We start from the raw sequence: 15,071 nt of genomic DNA, 5'->3' as shown, positions 1-15,071 counted from the left end.
AAATACACGGGAACTTTGAAAAGAACTATACGAACCATTAAACCATTAATTGCCCTTGCAATTATACTCGTTGGAAGTATCGGCTGCAAAAAAGATACGAAAATTGCAGAAGACCCTATCATTTCCACCTTCTATTTTATTAGACATGCCGAAAAGGATAGGACCGACCCAGAAAACCGAGATCCTGAACTCAACCAAAATGGATTGGATAGGGCCATTCGGTGGGCCGAAGTGTTCGACCCAATTCCTTTGGACAAGGTTTACTCCACCAATTATGAGCGTACTTCGATGACGGCAGCCCCCATATCAATAAAAAAAGACATCGATATCGAGTACTACGACCCACGTGCCATAGATATGGAAGAGTTTAAACTAGTAAACGAAGGTAAAAATGTATTGGTAGTAGGGCATAGTAATACTACCCCTGTGATGGTAAATAAAGTAATTGGAATGGAAAAGTACGACCAAATGGACGATACGGATAACAGTAGTCTTTTTATTGTTCGGATAATTGATGGGGTACCAACAGATATCCGCTTAAAAATGGACTAATATTTTTCTACAGCGATATTTTCGAGTTCAATTTTGCTCAATAGCTCCAAACCATCTTTATCGTACAATTGTCCAATTTCTAAAATATCTGAATCTCCTTCTTTGGGCTTGTAATTCTCGTAATCCACAAATCGGATACCGTTTACGTAGCGTTCGTTATATGCTTTTCGAAAGCGTTGCCCGCCTCCATTCACATGGAAGTCATACGCTAAGTAATCCGGTTTAAAGGATTCTACATCAAACCAATATAGATAAGTATCGTCAAAATCGTCACCTCCTCCTTGTTGATCAAAAGTTACCTTTACTTTGTAATATTCTTTACCCGCTATAGTCTCCTTGCCTAAAAACTTTTTGTTTACAGCTCCGTCGTTTAACCCATAGGGTAAGCGTACAAAGTAGTGAACGGAATTTATAGAGTTGGCATATTTCACAGCCATAGTATCCGGAACCATCGTAAGGGAATCGTTAATGTATCGCTCAAAATCATCTCCCCGCTTCACATCGGTAATGGTTGTGGAGTCCAAATCGGATATTCGTTTAAAAACACGCTGACCATCAATGTTTTCAGAAACATAATGCTTATCCCTAAAATCAAAAGAAACTTTATGGTTATTAAAACCCTTTCCTCCACTATCGGAGATAGATTGATCTACGATTTCTTGGACAGTAATTGTTTTCTTCGATTCTTGTTTACAACCAATGGCAAACACCAAGGTTAAGGCTACTAAAAGTCTTTTCATGAGTTGGTTTTTGTACTTATTCGTAAAATCTAGCATAACATTACAATTTTCTTGGCAAAGAGTTCATATTTTTGTCCACAATGCAGCAAAATATCAACATAAAAAATAAAAGAGCTCGATTTGATTACGAGATTTTGGATACCTACACGGCAGGTATTGTTTTGGGTGGTACCGAAATAAAATCGCTCCGATTGGGCAAAGCCTCCATTTCCCAGAGTTTTTGTGAGTTCAATGACAAAGGTGAACTTTTTGTGGTCAACATGCAGATTGACGAATACAGCCATGCAAGTCATTTTAACCATGCCCCAAAGGCTGTACGTAAATTGTTGCTTAACAAACGTGAACTAAAAAAGCTTCAAAAAGAGGTTGCCACTACAGGCCTCACCATTGTTCCGCTCAAGGTTTTTATCAATGATAGAGGTTTGGCCAAGATGAATATTGGTCTGGCCAAGGGTAAAAAGCTCTACGACAAGCGAGAAACTATTAAAGACAGGGATAACAAGCGGAACCTATCACGAATCAAAAAGAGCTTTAACAACTAGTTTTTGTCTTCCAACAAAGGAACAAATCGAAAAGAGCCGAACTCCTTTTTTTCAAATTCTTTTTCAGATTTTCGGACGAACAAGGTCATAATTTGCTCATCCACTCCAACAGGAATTACCAACCTACCCCCTACTTTTAACTGGGACAAAAGCGGTCTTGGTACTTCGGGTGCGCCTGCGGTTACAATAATTCCATCAAAAGGAGCCTCTTCTGGCAATCCTTTATACCCATCGCCAAAAATCATTTTTTTGGGACGGTAATGCATTTTATTGAAGAACAATCGGGTCGTCTTGAACAATTCCAACTGACGCTCAATGGTGTAAACCTTCGCTCTTAAATGCAACAACACTGCTGTTTGATATCCACTTCCCGTGCCAATTTCCAATATTTTGGCATTGGGCTCAACCTCCAATAACTCTGTCTGAAAAGCAACGGTATAAGGCTGTGAAATGGTCTGGTCCGCTCCAATGGGAAACGCCTTGTCCTGATAAGCATGGTCTTCAAAGCTACTATCCAAAAACAAGTGTCTTGGAATGGTTTTTATGGCTTCCAATACTTTTTTATCCGTAACTCCCTTGGCGGCAACAATTTCGGCCAAATTATTTCGCATTCCCCTATGCTTGTGCGTATCCTTCATGGTCTGTGGTCTGGTGGCACGAATTTATAAAGTTCCCCCAAATATCCCCGTAGTTCCGTTCAAATTTTTATGGAAACTGACATCATATCCGTATTTTTGACAAAAACAGGTAATATGCTAAAAGTTGGTGTCCTGGGAGCAGGACATTTAGGGAAAATTCACCTAAGGCTCTTAAACCAATCGGACAAATATGAACTCGTTGGATTTTATGATCCTGATGAGATCAATGCTAAAAAAGTAGCCGCCGAATTTGGTTATTCCTATTTCGAAAACATCAACAATTTGATAGATGCTGTAGATGTAGTTGATATTGTTACCCCAACATTGTCACATTTTGATTGTGCCAAAAAAGCCATTGAAAAAGGGAGGCACATCTTTATAGAAAAGCCTATTACCAATACACTTGAAGAAGCAGAGGAATTATTACAATTATCCGAAAAACATGCTGTAAAGGGCCAAGTTGGCCATGTGGAACGTTTTAACCCTGCATTTTTGGCGGTAAAGGACAAAATCGAGAACCCCATGTTCATCGAAACGCACCGACTGGCGGAATTCAATCCAAGAGGCACGGATGTTCCCGTAGTATTGGACTTAATGATTCATGATATTGATGCGATTTTGAGCGTTGTGCCTTCCGAAGTGGAAAAAATCAATGCGAGTGGCGTTTCGGTAATCAGTAAGTCACCCGACATTGCCAACGCACGTATCGAATTTAAAAACGGTTGTGTAGCTAACCTTACCTCCAGTCGTATTTCTTTGAAAAATATGCGTAAGTCACGTTTCTTTCAGCGTGATGCCTATATTTCCGTTGATTTCTTGGAGAAAAAAGTGGAAGTCGTAAAAATGAAGGACGCTCCAGAAAACCCTGGAGATTTTGATATGATTCTTCAGAATGCCGAAGGAGAAAAGAAGCAAATCTATTTTGAAAACCCTGAAATAGATGTCAACAACGCCATTTTGGACGAGTTGGAAACTTTTGCCGATGCCATAAACAATAATACTACCCCAATCGTGAGTTTGGAGCAAGGCACCAATGCACTCCGTGTAGCCCTTCAGATAATCGATTCCTTTAAAAATTAATAAGCCGTCACTCTCGACTACGCTCGAATTGACAACAATTATAAACAATATACTATGGAAAAAATAGCAGTAATCGGTGCTGGAACCATGGGAAATGGAATTGCCCACGTTTTCGCACAAAACGGATATAAGGTTAATCTGGTTGACATTGCACAGGCATCTTTGGACAAAGGCTTGGCCACCATCATCAAAAATTTAGACCGAATGATTGCCAAAGAGGTAATCGATGAAGCTAAAAAAGATGCAACCCTTGCAAACATTACAACATATACCGATTTAAAAGATGGTGTTTCCAACACCGATTTGGTTGTTGAAGCGGCAACGGAGAAGTTGGACATCAAATTGAATATTTTTGAAGATTTGGATGCAATCTGCAAAGCAGAAACCATTTTAGCCACCAACACCTCATCCATTTCCATTACACAGATTGGCGCAGCCACCAATCGCCCCGAAAAGGTGATTGGGATGCACTTTATGAATCCCGTGCCGATTATGAAGTTGGTAGAAATCATTCGTGGATACAGTACATCAGATGAGGTAACCGATACCATAATGGATTTATCCAAAAAATTGGGTAAAACCCCAACCGAGGTGAACGATTACCCTGGATTTGTAGCCAACCGCATTTTAATGCCCATGATCAACGAATCCATAGAGACACTTTACAATGGCGTAGCTGGGGTTGAAGAAATTGATACCGTAATGAAGTTGGGCATGGCCCACCCTATGGGACCACTTCAATTAGCGGATTTTATTGGTTTGGATGTATGCCTTTCCATTTTGAACGTGATGTACGATGGATTTAAAAACCCGAAATACGCCCCGTGCCCCCTACTCGTCAATATGGTGATGGCAGGTAAGCTTGGTGTAAAATCAGGTGAAGGTTTTTATGACTATTCCGAATCCAGAAAAGCTGAAAAAGTTTCTGCACAATTCAAATAAAAATTCATGGCTATTGTAAAGCCTTTTAAGGCCATTCGCCCTACAAAGGACAAAGCTTTTTTTGTTGCATCGCGCTCCTACGAAGAGTATTCCAAAGAGGAGTTGAAGGCTGTACTTCAGTACAATCCTTTCTCCTTTTTGCATATCATCAACCCGGGATTCAAGTTTGAAAAGAACATTAAAGGCAAAGAACGGTTTGGCCTCGTGCATAATCGGTATTTAGAATTCTTAGAAGAAAATATCTTTCAAAAAGATGACGAGCCCAGTTTTTACCTGTATCAGATTGAAAAGGATGATTTTAAAAGCTTGGGGTTCTTTTGTGCCTGCAGTGTTGATGATTACAGGAATAACGTCATTAAAAAACACGAAGATACCATTCAAGACCGGGAGGAGCTTTTTGCCGATTACCTCCATACCGTAGGTTTTAATGCAGAGCCCGTTTTAATGACCTATGAGGATAATGAGCTTGTGGATGAAATCTTTCAACGTAAAATAGAACGGAAATCCGAGTACGATTTCACCACAACCGATAGGGTAAACCACAAGCTCTGGAAGATTTCGTATCCAGAGGGCATCGAAAAATTGGAGCAGGCTTTTGGTAACCTCAATGCCCTGTATATTGCCGATGGACATCACCGTAGTGCTTCGTCAAGTTTGTTGGCTGACCTTAAAAAGTCAGAAAACGACAATCATACGGGTGAGGAAGCCTACAACTATTTTATGGCCTATCTTATTCCTGAATCGCAGATGAGGGTTTTTGAGTTCAATCGGATGGTGAAAGATTTGAACGGATTTTCCAAAAAAGAGTTCTTGATTCAGTTGGACGCGCATTTCAGAATCGAGAAAAGAGAAGACGGACTGTCCAAACCATCCAAAAAGCACGAATTCAGCATGTATTTGGAGGGTGAGTTCTATACGCTACATTTTAGAAAAACAAATCACGAGTTCACCGATGCGTTGAGTAAATTGGATACTCAAATTCTGTATAAGACCATTTTAGAGCCCATTTTAGGGATTACCGACCTTAGGAACGATAAACGGATTTGCTACGGCTACGGTAAAAACAACCTCATCCAAATGAAGGATTCTGTGGACTCCGGCGACTACGCGGTCGGTTTCAGCATGGTTCCCACCACCATTGAAGAAATCAAGGCAATTGCCGATGCTGGTTTGGTAATGCCCCCAAAAAGCACGTATATTGAGCCTAAGCTCCGCAGTGGGCTGGCTATTTATGAACTTTAAATTATGTCCGTAAAAGATAATCTCAATAAAATAAAATCCGAACTTCCCGAAGGAGTCACCTTGGTGGCCGTTTCCAAAACCAAGCCCAACGAAGATATTTTGGAAGCCTACGAAGCAGGGCAACGGGTGTTCGGGGAAAACAAAGTGCAGGAGATGGTCCAAAAATGGGAAGATTTACCCAAGGACATCGAATGGCACATGATTGGCCACCTGCAGCGAAACAAGGTCAAGTATATGGCGGAGTTTGTTTCCTTGATTCATGGTGTGGACAGTCCACGATTATTGAAGGAAATTAATAAACATGCGAAAAAGCATGACCGCGTGATTCCCTGCTTGCTCCAAATCCACATTGCTGAAGAAGACACCAAATTTGGCCTGGATGAAAAAGAATTGAATGAGCTTATCAACTCTGATGTATTTAAGGCTATGGAGAACATCAAAATCGTTGGTTTGATGGGCATGGCCACCTTTACCAAAGACGAAAAACAAGTGAGGAGAGAGTTTGCCCAACTTAAATCCATGTTCGATGCGCTAAAAACGAAACTTTCCTATATCTCTATTCTTTCTATGGGTATGAGCGGTGATTATAACATTGCCATTGAGGAAGGTAGCACCATGGTACGGATTGGAAGCAGTATATTTGGGGCTAGAAACTATTTATAAACCATTCATTTTCCATGTACTCTATACTCGACATTGAAAGCACGGGAGGAAAATACAATGAGGAAGGCATTACTGAAATCGCCATCCACAGATTTGATGGGCATCAGGTAGTTGATAAATTCATTTGTCTGGTAAATCCAGAAAGAGAAATACAGCCTTTTGTGGCGAAGCTAACGGGCATCAACAATAAAATGTTGCGTTCGGCACCTAAGTTTCATGAAGTGGCCAAGCGAATCGTAGAAATCACCGAAGGGACGGTTTTGGTAGCACACAATGCACAATTTGATTATCGCATTCTTCGTACAGAGTTCAGGCGACTGGGATACGATTTTCAACGGAAGACGCTTTGTACAGTAGACCTGTCCAAACAACTAATTCCAGAGGCTGAATCCCATAGTTTGGGAAAATTGGCACGTTCTCTCGGAATCCCGATGAGCGACAGACACCGTGCCAACGGAGACGCCCTAGCTACTTTGAAACTCTTCAAGTTGCTGTTGGACAAAGATTCGGACAAAAGAATCATCACCGAGGTTATTCGCGAGGAAACGCATGGGGAACTTTCGCCAAATCAATTGGATATGGTTTTCAGCTTACCGTCTAAAACAGGCGTATACTATATGCACGACAAAGACGGGGAAATCATCTTTTTAGGCAAGACCAAGGATATCAAAAAAAGAGTAAATCAGCATTTTACCAATGTAGGTAAATTGGCAAGGAAACTTCAAAAAGAAACAAAGATGGTCACTTACGAAACCACTGGTAGTGAGCTAATTGCCATTTTAAAGGCTTATTTGGAACAGCAAAAAAACAGACCACGATACAATCACGTTTCTAATAAAAAACTATTTACCCACACCGTGGATTTTAGCCAAAATGGAACTGAACATATTGTTTTGGACGTCGAAAAAAACAGAGCACTCGAGTATAAAAAAATAGCTTTCAACGGAACGAATGCAGCCAAAAGCTTTATAAACAAACTATTCGATGAGTTTGAACTTTGCCCTTGCTCATTGCGGGAAGATGAAGTGTGCATACACCGAGAAACTGAACTTACCGCATCAGATTGCAATCAAAAAGTGCTTTCTGCTTTTGAAAAATACAGCATCCAAGAGAAGAGCATTGCATTGACCGACCGTGGAAGAGAAACCGGGGAGCGTAGTTTTATTTTAATTAAAAATGGTAGGATTCAAGGGTTTGGCTATGTAGAACTCAACCATCAAATCAATAATATCCCTATCTTAGAATCGATAATGACCCCTATAAGGGGTGATGAGAATACCACTTTTATAGTTGAAACCTATTTAAGAAAAAATAACCGGATTAAAACCATACCGTTAACTTCTTAATCATTGAAAGATAACAAACCACTTCCCGGATGGAAAAACAAACTTCATGAAGTTATTTATGAAGCGGATACTCCATCGGGCAAGTTTTTTGACATTGTTCTTTTTATCCTGATTATTTTCAGTGTCATTTTGGTGATGCTGGAAAGTATTGACGATTTTGATGAGCACTATCACGGTACACTCTTGACCTTGGAGTGGGTAGTCACCATTTTTTTTACGTTGGAGTATATTGCACGTTTGATTAGCATCAAAAAACCCTTGAGGTATGTTTTTAGTTTTTATGGCATTATTGATTTTTTGTCCACAATCCCTTTATACCTCTCCTATCTTTTAGCCGGCTCGCAAGTTTTATTGGCCGTAAGGGCGTTCCGTTTGCTAAGGATATTCAGGATATTAAAATTGGTGAAGTTTATTGGTGAAGCTTCCCAACTACAATCAGCTCTTAGGGCAAGCAGGGCCAAAATTGCTGTTTTTATCTACGTAGTTTTAATTGTATCAGTGATTTTGGGCACCCTAATGTACATTGTGGAAGGTGATGAAGCTGGGTTTACAAGCATACCTCGGAGTATTTATTGGACGATTGTGACACTTACTACAGTAGGATATGGCGATATCGCACCGGTTACCAACTTGGGACAGTTTATTGCAACAGCGATTATGATCTTAGGTTATGGCATTATAGCAGTGCCCACAGGAATTGTTACTGCTGAATTTACCCGAAACAAAAAAGATAAAAATAGTGAAGATGATGACGAAGGGTATTTGGTTCACGTTAACACCCAAGCCTGTCCCAGTTGTGGAATAGAAGGCCATAGGGACGATGCCACCCATTGTTTTAATTGTGGACATCCTTTATGAACACAAAAGTTTTACTAGCAGTTGTTGGGCCCACAGCCATTGGAAAAACCGCTTTAGGTATTCAATTGGCAAAACATTTTGATACAGAAATAATTTCGGCCGACTCCAGACAATTTTTCAAGGAAATGAAAATAGGAACCGCCGTTCCATCTGGCGAGGAGTTAAACCAAGCACCTCATCATTTTATACAGCACAAAAGTATTTTTGAACCATACTCAGTAGGTGACTTTGAGAAAGACGCCATTGCTCTTTTAGATAATCTGTATCAAAAAAAGGATATTGCTATCATGGTAGGAGGCAGTGGACTTTATGTAGATGCTGTTATATCAGGTTTGGATGAATTTCCAAAGGTTGACCCCCAAATACGGGAAACGCTAAATAAAGAACTGGAGGATAATGGATTGGAAAGTCTTCAGAAAGAATTAAAGCAGCGTGACCCAGAATATTATAAAACGGTTGATTTGGAAAACCCACATCGATTAATTCGGGCCTTGGAAGTGTGCAGAGCTGCAAATAAACCTTACTCATCCTTCTTGAATCAACAAAAACCAGAGAGGCTATTTAAATCGCTTTATATAGGCATAGATGCCCCTAGAGAGGTTGTATATCAACGAATTAATTCTCGAGTAGAACTGATGATGGAAGCTAAACTATTGGAGGAAGCCAAAAAACTTTACCCCTACAAAGAACTGAATGCCCTGCAAACAGTTGGCTACAAAGAACTTTTTGAATATATTGACGGGAAATGCACCTTGGATTTTGCTGTTTCAGAGATTAAAAAAAATACAAGAAGATTTGCAAAACGGCAACTTACATGGCTGCGAAAGAACGAAACCATTTTGTGGGTCCCTTACAACACTGAACAAGAAAAGGTGCTGCAAATGGTTACAGACCGAATAAAAACCAACCAATATGCCTAACGGTAAAACTGTGATCGTGGTTATGGGAGTCAGTGGTTCCGGTAAAACAGAAATCGGAAAACTGCTTTCAGAAGAACTGTCCCGACCCTTTTATGATGGTGATGACTTTCACCCCGAAGCGAACATTAAAAAAATGAGTTTGGGAAATCCCTTAAACGATGAAGATCGTAAGGATTGGCTCATTCAACTGAATAAACTAGCCTTAAAACATAGACATTCGGGTGCGATTATCGCATGTTCTGCCCTAAAAAAAAACTACCGGAGCATCTTACGTGCTGGAATGGGCAATTACATGACATTCGTGTATTTGAACGGCTCGTTTGAATTGATAAAATCGCGATTAGAAAAAAGAAAAGGACATTTTATGCCTATAGACCTTTTAAAGTCACAATTTGAGAGCTTAGAGCCCCCTTCCAAAGAAATTACAGTTTCCATTGAAGAAAGGCCTGCCGCAATTATAAAAAAAATAAAGAAAGAACTTTACAATTAAAAATTCCCTCGATTTTCGGCAGAAAAAAAGCCACCTTAATTGGCGGCTTTTTTTATTTTTTATAAGAGATTTGCTATTGTTCGTTTTCAGCTTTTACAACAAGTCGAAATCCTTCTCCGTGAATGTTCAGTATTTCCACCAAATCATCTTTTTTAAGGTACTTTCTCAACTTGGCAATATATACGTCCATACTTCTAGAAGTAAAGTAGTTGTCGTCTCTCCAAATTTTGGTCAATGCCAATTCTCTTGGCATCAAATCATTTTCATGAAGGGCCAACAAACGCAACAACTCGTTTTCTTTTGGTGAAAGTTTGATGGGCTCTTCTTCTTTATATTTCAAGAAACGTAGTTTTGAATTCAAATGGAAGTTTCCAATTTCAAATTCAAATTGTTTACTATCGGCCAAAGAACTAGAAGCTTTCCTTTGAAGGATTGCCTTAAGTTTCATAAGCAAAACCTCAGAATCGAAAGGCTTGTTCAGATAATCATCAGCCCCGGCCTTATATCCTTTAAGAACATCTTCTTTCATGGTCTTAGCGGTCAAAAATATAATCGGAATGTTTTCATTCTTTTCACGGATTTCCTTTGCCAGGGTAAATCCATCTTTGTAAGGCATCATTACATCCAAAATGCACACATCGTAGTTGTCCTTTTTAAACTTTTCAAAACCTTCCATTCCATTTTTGGCCAGAACAACATCAAAATCGTTCATAGTCAAGTAATCTTTTAGGACAATCCCAAAATTTGGGTCATCCTCCACTAATAGTATCTTCTTTTTCTCTGTATCCATAGTTCGCTTTTTAAATTAAAGGGAGTTTTATGAAGAAAGCACTTCCTTTTCCTTTTTCACTTTCTGCATAAACCTCGCCCTGATGATCATCTATAATTCGTTTTACGTAGGCCAATCCTAATCCGTGACCTTTAACGTTATGTATGTCGCCGGTATGTTCCCGGTAAAATTTCTCAAATACTTTTTTAAGTACAGCCTTGCTCATTCCCGCTCCTTGATCCTGTACTTTTATAATGATGCTGTTTTTAACCACCTCCGTGTACACATCGATCTTGGGGGTTTCTGGCGAATACTTGACCGCATTGTCCAAAATGTTCACGATAACATTGGTCATGTGCATCTCATTGGCCAATACGTCTGCCCGCTCTGCATCAAGGTGAGCGTTTACATACCCTCCCCTATCTTGAACAATCAATTCAATATGTGCAATGGCATCAACTATTAAGTCATGTATATTCACCCTATCCTTACTGATGTCCAACTGATTCTTTTCCAGTTTCGATATTCTCAATACGTTTTCCACCTGAGCATGCATACGTTTATTCTCATCACGAATCATACCCAAATAGCGCAATACTTTTTCTTTGTCCTCAAAGGACTTTGGGTTTCGTATCGCTTCCACTGCCAGGTTTATGGTTGCAATGGGGGTTTTGAACTCATGCGTCATATTGTTGATAAAATCCGATTTGATTTCAGAAATACGCTTTTGTTTGATCAACTGGTATATGGCACTGGAATAAGCCAACATAATTATCAACGTAAACACTAAGGACATTATGGCCATTCCCATCACCGAACTAAATATGTACTTCTTCATACTTGGGAATGTCAACAATAATGAAAAGTTCGACACTCCTTCACTATCCTTGAAAATTGGCGCCTTGTACATTTTGGAACCGGAAAACTTAAATTTCTTAGATCTTACTTTAGTAGGGTATCCTTGACTATAGACCCCGTACTCATAATCTGTTTCTATGTTTCTATTGCTCAATTCTTGACTAAGTAGCAACTCCAATTCTTGTTTGGAAACCCTTTTATGAATCGGGCGCGTTTTGGCCGCCTCCATAAAAACATCTTCCCAAGCAGCTTTATCAATACTGCTCAATCCACCAATTTTTTCGGCCCGTTGTATCGGAGTCAGGCTATAACTCTTCCCATCTAGACCATACTCTTCCTTAAAAACAGCTTTGGTTCGCTTACTAGTAAAGTTTTTGATGGTAGTAGTGTCTTCATTATCACCATTATTTATATCAAAGAACGCGGAGGTTATATTGTAATCTTCTTCGAGAATTCCGTGTGAATAAAAAAGAATCTCATCTGAGTTCAAATCACGATCAACGAACAAAAAATTCTTGTACTGTGTGCTCTTGGGTTCACCAATGCTATCCGCAAGAGAGGCCAAACGGTCCGAGTATTCCTTCATCTCGCGCTTCTCAACCCTACTCGCTACTTTATCCAGAATGTCCGTAACTGTTCTTGAGAATTGTTCTTCCTTATCGTTTATGGATGTTCGAATCCAATAAACTTGCACAAAAATTATCCCTAAAAGGGATAAGCTCATAAGAACAACCAGAAGAACGAATAGCTTCTTGTTCATTGTGGTAAAATTAAAAATTTAACATTTAGTAATTTTAGCGTTTAACCAAAACTTAACATAAATGTTAAAATTTAGATGATAATGCTAAAAGTTTGAGGTGTAGTTCTTTAACCTTTCTCCTGGTTTTGTTCAATTCAAGGTTTTTTAGTGAAAAATTAGCTAAATCGACCTTTTGTTCATCATCCAATTGGTTTTTCATCCGGTCAACAACAGCTTGTCCTTCAACATTATCCCTATCTATTACTCTTTGAATACGTGTTTCGACAGGCGCTGTCACTAAGATAGTATAATCATATTTGTCCTGGGCATCATTTTCAAAAATCAACGCTGTTTCCTGAATTACATATGGTGATTCTTGTCTTTCCACCCAATCCAAAAAATGTTTTCTGACAGCAGGGTGTACAATTGCATTGAGTTTTTCCAGTAATTCCGGGTCTTTAAAGACTTTATCCGCTATATAAGGCCTGTTTAGGCCTTGATTGTCATAAGCTTCTTCACCCAATAATTCAGTGATGGCGTTTTTAACTTCACTTGAGCCAACCATCAACTCTTTGGCCTCCATATCCGAATCATAAACCGGTATGCCCAGTTCAACGAACATTTTGGCCACAGTACTTTTTCCACTACCAATACCTCCGGTGAGTCCAACTATCATCATTGTTGTTCCAAAACAAAATTTACGGTATTACTTTCCAACTTTACATCATATACTTTTTCGGGACTTTCCTTAATCTCCAAAAATAAAGTACTGCTTTCAGACCCCATCAATTGACTATAATCTGCCACAATTTCAAAATCGGAAGCGGATAGTTCCTTTAATCTTTCTATCGTAGCCTTGCACAATACGGTAACTACGTCTGGAAATGTTTTTATCTGGTAACCTTGTGGAATATTAATAACTTGAATAGGCACCTCGAAGACTTTTTCTGAAAATTTAGAAACCTTCCCGGAAACCGTCACACGCCCAATAGAAAAAATACTGTTATCCAATCCTTTTGGAAATAACAGTCCAACTTCATTGGAAAAATCTGCATTGACATTGTTTAACTGTATAAGTGATGTTTCAACAAATTTTATGGTGTCAATTTCATTGCTTGGCCCCTTTACCTCTATGGAGTCTGGAGTTATTTTGATTTTCCCGTCCAAAATATAATTCTGTTCAAGTTGTAAGCCCAGCTTTGCTTTAATTGGTATTTTTTTAGAATCAACTTGGTAAAGGTCTACTTCTAACCTATTTCGGTCCAAATCCAGTAGTGAAATATTCTGTGATAGTTGTTGATCCATCTGTCGTTTCAAGATTTCCTCACTCAGTACATAACCCCCATTTTGAAACTCAACTTCTGAAACATCAATATCGATGCGACTTTTAAAAATTTTATAATACAAAAATTGAAAGCCACTGGTTCTTAGCTTGGCCTCGATTAGATGATCCGAATTCTTGCCCAACAACAACGAATCTGGGAGGTTTCGATAGTTAAGTGTAAAATATGCCCTCGACTCATATGTATCGGAAAGGTTACTAATAAACCACGCCAAAAAAGAGCATAACAAGAACAGTGAAAACACTTTCACTTTCTTCTTATTTAGGCCATGCAATACCTTTTTGAACACTTTTTACTTTTTCTTGAAAAATAGTTTTGGGAATAGCTCTTCTGCTTCCTTATTATTAAAGTTAAGCAACATTGTGGACTTGAAAAAACCAATTCCATATCCAGTAAACTGGGTCAAAGTAGCATAAATGGCCAAAACCGCCACCTTTGCGTTCTTATTCTTTATCAATGCATCCAAAAATAGTATAGAAAAATAGAATGCATATAATAGTAACGGCAACCAAAGCCCTATTATAGCCAAGATTATAGCAACAAATAACCCCAGCATAAACAAAGTGGGGAACCAGTATGTCGGCTTGGCCGTTCCTGGATGCCATTTATTAAGTATAGGGCGTACCATGCCAAACTTATTGACCTGAATATAAAATTTATTCCAGTCGATTCGCCTCTTATGATACACAAAAGCCTTGGGAAATAATCTAGTGTTGAATCCTGCCTTCCAAATTCGAAACGTAAGGTCTGGGTCCTCGCCAGGGTGTATCCGGCCGAAACCTCCTGCTCTTTCAAACGCATCCTTGGAAATTCCCATATTGAAACTACGCGGCTGAAACTTGCCGACGGCCTTTTCACCGCCCCTTATTCCTCCAGTTGTCAAAAAAGAGGTCATTACGTAATTAATGGCCTTTTGTACGTTGGTAAAAGAAGCATCAGCAGCATCGGGTCCTCCAAAACAATGCACGAACTCTTTCTTTAGTTCCTTGTCAACTTCCGACAAATACTGCTTTGGAAGAATACAATCCGAGTCCAAAATGATAAAATAATTCCCTTTGGCTTTTTGCATTCCAAAGTTCCTGGAATCCCCTGGACCTGAATTTTCTTTGTAGTAGTATGAGATTTGCAGGTTATCTTGAAACAATTTTACAATATCCTCCGAACTTTCCGAAGAACCATCTTCAACAATAACCACTTCAAAATCTTTTGAAAAATCTTGCTTTTGAAGACTTTCCAATAGTTCCCGAACTTCTTCTGGCCTATTGTAGACTGGAACCACTATGGAGAAAAACGTGTTCATTTGAAACAGAAAAGCCATCCCAAAAAAGGATGGCTTCCCATATATTTTT

Annotated in this window: 17 protein-coding genes; 10 read left to right on the top strand and 7 right to left on the bottom strand. The window is 39.2% G+C overall.

What is annotated here, in order from left to right; all coding sequences use genetic code 11:
- The first annotated feature begins 15 nt into the window (after positions 1-15).
- The gene (locus D2V08_RS11035) at positions 16-552 is read left to right on the top strand and encodes a SixA phosphatase family protein (RefSeq protein ID WP_245980568.1); all 537 of its coding nucleotides are present in this window, start codon (positions 16-18) and stop codon (positions 550-552) included.
- Here D2V08_RS11035 and D2V08_RS11030 read toward each other — a convergent pair.
- A complete protein-coding gene (locus tag D2V08_RS11030; RefSeq protein ID WP_245980567.1) occupies positions 549-1,292 on the bottom strand; it encodes a DUF6503 family protein in 744 nt (247 codons plus the stop codon). The two genes, D2V08_RS11035 and D2V08_RS11030, sit on opposite strands and share 4 nt — an antisense overlap.
- 80 nt (positions 1,293-1,372) lie before the next feature.
- On the opposite strand from D2V08_RS11030, the gene smpB reads away from it, so the two are divergent.
- Complete coding sequence (gene smpB, locus D2V08_RS11025) at positions 1,373-1,834, top strand: SsrA-binding protein SmpB (RefSeq protein ID WP_119608211.1); 462 nt, start codon at positions 1,373-1,375, stop codon at positions 1,832-1,834.
- Here smpB and D2V08_RS11020 read toward each other — a convergent pair.
- Positions 1,831-2,472 carry a protein-L-isoaspartate(D-aspartate) O-methyltransferase gene (locus D2V08_RS11020; RefSeq protein ID WP_119608210.1) on the bottom strand — a complete coding sequence of 214 codons (642 nt, stop codon included), beginning with the start codon at positions 2,470-2,472 and terminating at the stop codon, positions 1,831-1,833. The two genes, smpB and D2V08_RS11020, sit on opposite strands and share 4 nt — an antisense overlap.
- 114 nt (positions 2,473-2,586) lie before the next feature.
- On the opposite strand from D2V08_RS11020, the gene D2V08_RS11015 reads away from it, so the two are divergent.
- From D2V08_RS11015 to D2V08_RS10980, 8 genes are read left to right on the top strand one after another with little or no spacing between them, the layout of a single operon-like run.
- On the top strand, positions 2,587-3,552 hold the full coding sequence (locus D2V08_RS11015) for a Gfo/Idh/MocA family protein (protein ID WP_119608383.1): 966 nt from the start codon (positions 2,587-2,589) through the stop codon (positions 3,550-3,552).
- A gap of 54 nt (positions 3,553-3,606) precedes the next feature.
- Entirely contained in the window at positions 3,607-4,494 is an 888-nt protein-coding gene (locus D2V08_RS11010; RefSeq protein ID WP_119608209.1) for a 3-hydroxyacyl-CoA dehydrogenase family protein, read from the top strand.
- 6 nt (positions 4,495-4,500) lie between these two features.
- A complete protein-coding gene (locus D2V08_RS11005) occupies positions 4,501-5,736 on the top strand; it encodes a DUF1015 domain-containing protein (protein WP_119608208.1) in 1,236 nt (411 codons plus the stop codon).
- Positions 5,737-5,739: 3 nt separating this feature from the next.
- Entirely contained in the window at positions 5,740-6,399 is a 660-nt protein-coding gene (locus tag D2V08_RS11000; RefSeq protein ID WP_119608207.1) for a YggS family pyridoxal phosphate-dependent enzyme, read from the top strand.
- Positions 6,400-6,413: 14 nt separating this feature from the next.
- On the top strand, positions 6,414-7,745 hold the full coding sequence (locus tag D2V08_RS10995; protein ID WP_119608206.1) for an exonuclease domain-containing protein: 1,332 nt from the start codon (positions 6,414-6,416) through the stop codon (positions 7,743-7,745).
- A gap of 3 nt (positions 7,746-7,748) precedes the next feature.
- Positions 7,749-8,603 carry an ion transporter gene (locus tag D2V08_RS10990; RefSeq protein WP_119608205.1) on the top strand — a complete coding sequence of 285 codons (855 nt, stop codon included), beginning with the start codon at positions 7,749-7,751 and terminating at the stop codon, positions 8,601-8,603.
- On the top strand, positions 8,600-9,523 hold the full coding sequence (gene miaA / locus D2V08_RS10985) for a tRNA (adenosine(37)-N6)-dimethylallyltransferase MiaA (RefSeq protein WP_119608204.1): 924 nt from the start codon (positions 8,600-8,602) through the stop codon (positions 9,521-9,523). The genes D2V08_RS10990 and miaA overlap by 4 nt, the downstream gene beginning before the upstream one ends.
- Positions 9,516-10,013 carry a gluconokinase gene (locus D2V08_RS10980; protein WP_119608203.1) on the top strand — a complete coding sequence of 166 codons (498 nt, stop codon included), beginning with the start codon at positions 9,516-9,518 and terminating at the stop codon, positions 10,011-10,013. The genes miaA and D2V08_RS10980 overlap by 8 nt, the downstream gene beginning before the upstream one ends.
- Positions 10,014-10,086: 73 nt before the next feature.
- On the opposite strand, the gene D2V08_RS10975 is transcribed toward D2V08_RS10980, so the two are convergent.
- The 5 genes from D2V08_RS10975 to D2V08_RS10955 form a co-directional block, all read right to left on the bottom strand.
- Positions 10,087-10,803, bottom strand: coding sequence for a response regulator transcription factor (locus D2V08_RS10975; RefSeq protein ID WP_119608202.1), 717 nt, complete (start codon positions 10,801-10,803; stop codon positions 10,087-10,089).
- 10 nt (positions 10,804-10,813) lie between these two features.
- A complete protein-coding gene (locus D2V08_RS10970) occupies positions 10,814-12,400 on the bottom strand; it encodes a sensor histidine kinase (protein ID WP_119608201.1) in 1,587 nt (528 codons plus the stop codon).
- Positions 12,401-12,464: 64 nt separating this feature from the next.
- Positions 12,465-13,058: a dephospho-CoA kinase gene (gene coaE, locus D2V08_RS10965; RefSeq protein ID WP_119608200.1), complete on the bottom strand. Its 594-nt coding sequence runs from the start codon at positions 13,056-13,058 to the stop codon at positions 12,465-12,467.
- The gene (locus D2V08_RS10960) at positions 13,055-14,011 is read right to left on the bottom strand and encodes a CdaR family protein (protein ID WP_119608199.1); all 957 of its coding nucleotides are present in this window, start codon (positions 14,009-14,011) and stop codon (positions 13,055-13,057) included. Before D2V08_RS10960 ends, coaE begins: the two co-directional genes overlap by 4 nt.
- Positions 14,012-14,014: 3 nt before the next feature.
- The gene (locus tag D2V08_RS10955) at positions 14,015-15,022 is read right to left on the bottom strand and encodes a glycosyltransferase family 2 protein (protein WP_119608382.1); all 1,008 of its coding nucleotides are present in this window, start codon (positions 15,020-15,022) and stop codon (positions 14,015-14,017) included.
- Positions 15,023-15,071: the final 49 nt, after the last annotated feature.

The organism is Flagellimonas lutimaris (assembly GCF_003581615.1).
GTDB classification, from domain to species: Bacteria; Bacteroidota; Bacteroidia; order Flavobacteriales; family Flavobacteriaceae; genus Flagellimonas; species Flagellimonas lutimaris.
Note: the sequence above shows the minus strand (reverse complement) of the source record. Positions and strands in the feature narration are given on the sequence as shown.

What these genes read in the sequence shown, in the direction of transcription:
- D2V08_RS10975 (WP_119608202.1), bottom strand. Translation starts at nt 10,803, where the DNA reads ATGGATACAGAGAAAAAGAAGATACTATTAGTGGAGGATGACCCAAAT.
- coaE (WP_119608200.1), bottom strand. Translation starts at nt 13,058, where the DNA reads ATGATGATAGTTGGACTCACCGGAGGTATTGGTAGTGGAAAAAGTACT.
- D2V08_RS10995 (WP_119608206.1), top strand. Translation starts at nt 6,414, where the DNA reads ATGTACTCTATACTCGACATTGAAAGCACGGGAGGAAAATACAATGAG.
- D2V08_RS10970 (WP_119608201.1), bottom strand. Translation starts at nt 12,400, where the DNA reads ATGAACAAGAAGCTATTCGTTCTTCTGGTTGTTCTTATGAGCTTATCC.
- D2V08_RS11005 (WP_119608208.1), top strand. Translation starts at nt 4,501, where the DNA reads ATGGCTATTGTAAAGCCTTTTAAGGCCATTCGCCCTACAAAGGACAAA.
- D2V08_RS11000 (WP_119608207.1), top strand. Translation starts at nt 5,740, where the DNA reads ATGTCCGTAAAAGATAATCTCAATAAAATAAAATCCGAACTTCCCGAA.
- D2V08_RS11030 (WP_245980567.1), bottom strand. Translation starts at nt 1,292, where the DNA reads ATGAAAAGACTTTTAGTAGCCTTAACCTTGGTGTTTGCCATTGGTTGT.
- D2V08_RS11020 (WP_119608210.1), bottom strand. Translation starts at nt 2,472, where the DNA reads ATGAAGGATACGCACAAGCATAGGGGAATGCGAAATAATTTGGCCGAA.
- D2V08_RS11015 (WP_119608383.1), top strand. Translation starts at nt 2,587, where the DNA reads ATGCTAAAAGTTGGTGTCCTGGGAGCAGGACATTTAGGGAAAATTCAC.
- D2V08_RS11010 (WP_119608209.1), top strand. Translation starts at nt 3,607, where the DNA reads ATGGAAAAAATAGCAGTAATCGGTGCTGGAACCATGGGAAATGGAATT.
- D2V08_RS10980 (WP_119608203.1), top strand. Translation starts at nt 9,516, where the DNA reads ATGCCTAACGGTAAAACTGTGATCGTGGTTATGGGAGTCAGTGGTTCC.
- smpB (WP_119608211.1), top strand. Translation starts at nt 1,373, where the DNA reads ATGCAGCAAAATATCAACATAAAAAATAAAAGAGCTCGATTTGATTAC.
- D2V08_RS10955 (WP_119608382.1), bottom strand. Translation starts at nt 15,022, where the DNA reads ATGAACACGTTTTTCTCCATAGTGGTTCCAGTCTACAATAGGCCAGAA.
- miaA (WP_119608204.1), top strand. Translation starts at nt 8,600, where the DNA reads ATGAACACAAAAGTTTTACTAGCAGTTGTTGGGCCCACAGCCATTGGA.